Source organism: Thiolapillus sp., from assembly GCF_048562965.1.
GTDB classification, from domain to species: Bacteria; Pseudomonadota; Gammaproteobacteria; order Chromatiales; family Chromatiaceae; genus Thiolapillus; species Thiolapillus brandeum_A.
Genome location: NZ_JBHNMF010000334.1, coordinates 1 through 3,618, shown reverse-complemented (window position 1 = coordinate 3,618; position 3,618 = coordinate 1). Strand labels below are relative to the sequence as shown.

At 55.8% G+C, this 3,618-nt stretch carries 4 protein-coding genes and 1 pseudogene; all 5 read left to right on the top strand.

Annotated features, from left to right (window positions below):
• Positions 1-148: 148 nt before the first annotated feature.
• Positions 149-328: pseudogene (locus ACOCD2_RS14340) on the top strand (5'/3'-nucleotidase SurE); the annotation flags it as partial.
• Positions 329-362: 34 nt separating this feature from the next.
• Positions 363-998 carry a protein-L-isoaspartate(D-aspartate) O-methyltransferase gene (locus ACOCD2_RS14335; protein ID WP_293648982.1) on the top strand — a complete coding sequence of 212 codons (636 nt, stop codon included), beginning with the start codon at positions 363-365 and terminating at the stop codon, positions 996-998.
• Positions 995-1,576, top strand: coding sequence for a YqaA family protein (locus ACOCD2_RS14330; RefSeq protein ID WP_293648977.1), 582 nt, complete (start codon positions 995-997; stop codon positions 1,574-1,576). The genes ACOCD2_RS14335 and ACOCD2_RS14330 overlap by 4 nt, the downstream gene beginning before the upstream one ends.
• A gap of 63 nt (positions 1,577-1,639) precedes the next feature.
• Positions 1,640-2,449, top strand: a complete 810-nt coding sequence (locus ACOCD2_RS14325) for a peptidoglycan DD-metalloendopeptidase family protein (protein ID WP_293648974.1) — start codon at positions 1,640-1,642, stop codon at positions 2,447-2,449.
• 71 nt (positions 2,450-2,520) lie between these two features.
• Entirely contained in the window at positions 2,521-3,414 is an 894-nt protein-coding gene (gene rpoS, locus ACOCD2_RS14320; protein WP_305800332.1) for an RNA polymerase sigma factor RpoS, read from the top strand.
• Positions 3,415-3,618 lie beyond the last annotated feature (204 nt).

The following is a 3,618-nucleotide window of genomic DNA, read 5'->3' as shown; positions in this document are numbered from 1 at the left end:
GCAGCTTTGGTGTTGTACGGGCTTGTGGATGGATAACCATGGCGTTATGCTTCCTCTAGGTTTTGCGTGAGCCAGTCGTTCAATATCTGGCGGGTTCGGAACAAAGGATAGCTCCTTTTTGAAATATAATCACATGGTACCCGACAAGGAACTGGATCCCAGAGGGCGTCCCATTTACTGGGTGGGACCCGCAGGACCCGAGCAGGATGCCGGGCCGGGGACGGATTTTCATGCCCTGAGGAACGGCTTCGTTTCCATTACGCCGCTGCAGGTGGATCTGACGAGGCATGCAGCCATCGATGCGCTGAACAGCTGGCTGGAGGACTGAGGGCGTGAACGCCGACTTGAAAGCAGGCCAGGGGATGACTTCCGAACGGACGCGCGAACGGCTGGTGCAGCAGTTGCGAAACGAAGGGGTTCGCAATGAACGTGTGCTTCAGGTCATGCGCCAGGTGCCGCGGCATCTGTTCGTGGATGAGGCGCTGGCCAGCCGTGCTTACGAGAATACGGCACTGCCCATCGGGCGTTCCCAGACCATATCACAACCCTATATCGTTGCCCGCATGACAGAGGCGCTGCTCGGGGATGAGCAGCTGGATACCGTGCTGGAAGTGGGTACCGGCTCCGGCTATCAGACAGCCGTGTTGGCTCCTCTCGTTCGCAGGGTGTACACCGTTGAACGCATAGCACCGCTGCTGGATCAGGCTAGGCGGCGTTTTCGTCTTCTCAAACTGCGCAACATCCATCCAAAGCACTCGGATGGTGGATTGGGTCTTCCTGAATTTTCGCCTTATGACGGCATTATCGTCACCGCCGCTCCTGAAGGAATTCCCCGTACCCTGGTCGAGCAGCTTCGCCCGGGAGCCCGTATGATACTGCCCATCGGCGGTGCCGGTGCCCAGGCGCTGGTGAAGGTAACACGTACTGCAAAAGGATATGAAACAGAAATGCTGGAACCCGTGAATTTCGTGCCACTGCTCGGCGGGGTGGAAACTTGAAGCTTTTTTCCGGTTTGTATGACCGTGCCATGCGGTGGGCCAGGCATCCCAAAGCGCCCTGGTATCTTGCGGGACTGAGTTTTTCCGAATCTTCCTTTTTTCCTGTGCCCCCGGATGTGATGCTGGCGCCCATGAGTCTGGCGCGGCCGGAAAAAGCCTGGTTCTTTGCCTTTCTCACGACACTGGCATCCGTGGTGGGGGGTATCGCCGGGTATTTCATCGGTCTTTGGGCTTTCGATTTCATCGAGCCACTTCTGCATGACGTGGGCTACTATGACAAATATCTTCAGGTGCGGGCCTGGTTCGATGAATGGGGATTCTGGGCAATTTTTGTTGCAGGGTTCTCGCCCATTCCCTACAAGATATTCACCATAACTGCAGGAGTGATTTCAATGAGCTTCCTGCCTTTTGTGCTGGCCTCGATCATCGGCCGTGGCGGGCGCTTTTTTCTGGTGGCAGGATTGATGGCCTGGGGCGGAAAACCCATGGAGGACAAGCTGCACAAATACATGGATGTGATAGGCTGGAGCGTGCTGGTTGTCATCGTACTGGCTGTCATAGTCATCAATCTGTGGTGAGACCGCTTTCCGGATTTGTGTCCATGGGAGAGAAAACTGATTAGCATTCGGCCAACAGACGGGTTGATTCGCATTGCCCTTTCCTGCTGCTTCATCCTGGTGGTGGGGCTGACGGGTGGCTGTGCCAGCCATCAGAAAGCCGGTGGCAGCAAACCGCAACCTGCCGCCAAGGCCCGTCCGCCAATAAAGAAATCGACCCGGACCTACCGAGTGCGAAAGGGAGACAGCCTGTATTCCATTGCCTGGCGTGCCGGCCTGGACTATCAGACCGTGGCGAAATGGAATCGTCTGCAGCCTCCCTATACCATTTATCCAGGGCAGGTCATTCGCCTGTATCCGCTGCAGACGGCCACAAAACCATACAAAAAATCAGGAAAAAAGCCCAGAAAACCTGCACCAAAGCAATCTGCTGGCAGCAAGAGCACCGTTGCGGCCGGCAAACCTGTCCACCCACCCAAAAAGACCGTCAGGCAGGTCAAACCTCAGCCGGTAAAAGCAGGATCGCTGCACTGGCAGTGGCCCACCCGGGGAAAAGTGCTGTCCCATTACTCATCATCCGACCCTTCGCGCAGTGGTATTCAGATCGGTGGCAGGAAGGGACAGAAAATTCTGGCAGCCGAGGGGGGGGAGGTGGTTTACGTGGGCAGTGGACTTATTGGCTATGGTCAGCTTATTATCATCAAACACAACAATAAATATCTGAGTGCCTACGGACACAACAGCAACCTTCTGGTGAAAGAAGGTGACAGGGTGAAAAGAGGTCAGCATATTTCGAATATGGGTGTTACCAACCAGGGAAAAGCACTACTTTACTTTGAGGTTCGGCGTTATGGAAAACCGGTGAACCCATTGGCCTATCTGCCCCGTGGATAACTGAGCACCGTGATGGATTGCGTATTGCACAGTTGCCTCAGCCGCAGGGAATTGAGCCAGTGATCAAAAAAATGGAGGATAATCAAGTGAATGCCAAGGAAAAAGTGTCTATGGACACTGCAGGCGAAAATGAACCCATGGATGCCACCCGCCTTTATTTGCGGGAAATCGGCGCGGCCAGGCTCCTGACTGCGGAAGAAGAGGTTGAACTGGCCCGGGCCATTGCTGCAGGGGACGACAAGGCCCGCAAGCGCATGATCGAAAGCAACCTGCGGCTGGTCGTGAAAATTGCCAGACGTTACCTGAACCGCGGCCTGCCGCTGCTCGATCTCATCGAGGAGGGAAATCTCGGTCTGATCCGGGCGGTGGAAAAATTTGATCCCGAGCGCGGGTTCCGCTTTTCCACCTATGCCACCTGGTGGATCAGGCAGACCATCGAACGCGCAATCATGAATCAGACGCGCACCATCCGGCTGCCCGTGCATGTCGCCAAGGAAATCAATACCTATCTCCGGGCGGCCCGGCAGCTGGCTCAGCAGCTCGAGCACGAGCCCAGCGCTGAAGATATTGCCCAGTTGCTCGGTAAGCCGCTGAAAGAAGTGGAGCGTATGCTGGGTTTCAACGAGCGTATCACTTCGGTGGATATCCCCCATGGACGGGAAGGTGACAAACCCCTGGTCGATGCCATAGCGGACAAGTCTGTCGAAGAGCCGACGGATCATCTTCAGGCGGAAGACATTCATTCGAATCTGGAAAAATGGCTGGGCAAGCTGAACAGCAACCAGCGTGAAGTGGTGATGCGTCGCTTCGGACTTCAGGGATATGACAATTCAACCCTGGAACAGGTAGCGCGGGAGCTGGGCGTCACGCGGGAGCGGGTACGCCAGATTCAGATCGACGCGCTCAAGCGCCTGCGCGTGATCCTGGAACAGCAGGGCTTTGGCATGGAAAACCTGTTCGACTGAACCTGGCGTACTGGCTTCGGTCTTTGAGGATGGCGGCATCGCTGGATCAGATGCCTGAAGCCGGCGAAGCCTGCAGGAGGTTTCCCTCAAGCGTGTCTTCGGCCTCGTGATAGATTTTGGGACATCCCAGTCCCCAAAATCGACTCGGCCTTTGACAACCTATTTGTGCCCCAGCCGTCCTGGTCACCAAGCACTACGCAACAA

Excerpts from the sequence above, each read along its gene's own strand:
- rpoS (WP_305800332.1), top strand. The coding sequence starts at position 2,521 with ATGGAGGATAATCAAGTGAATGCCAAGGAAAAAGTGTCTATGGACACT.
- ACOCD2_RS14335 (WP_293648982.1), top strand. The coding sequence starts at position 363 with ATGACTTCCGAACGGACGCGCGAACGGCTGGTGCAGCAGTTGCGAAAC.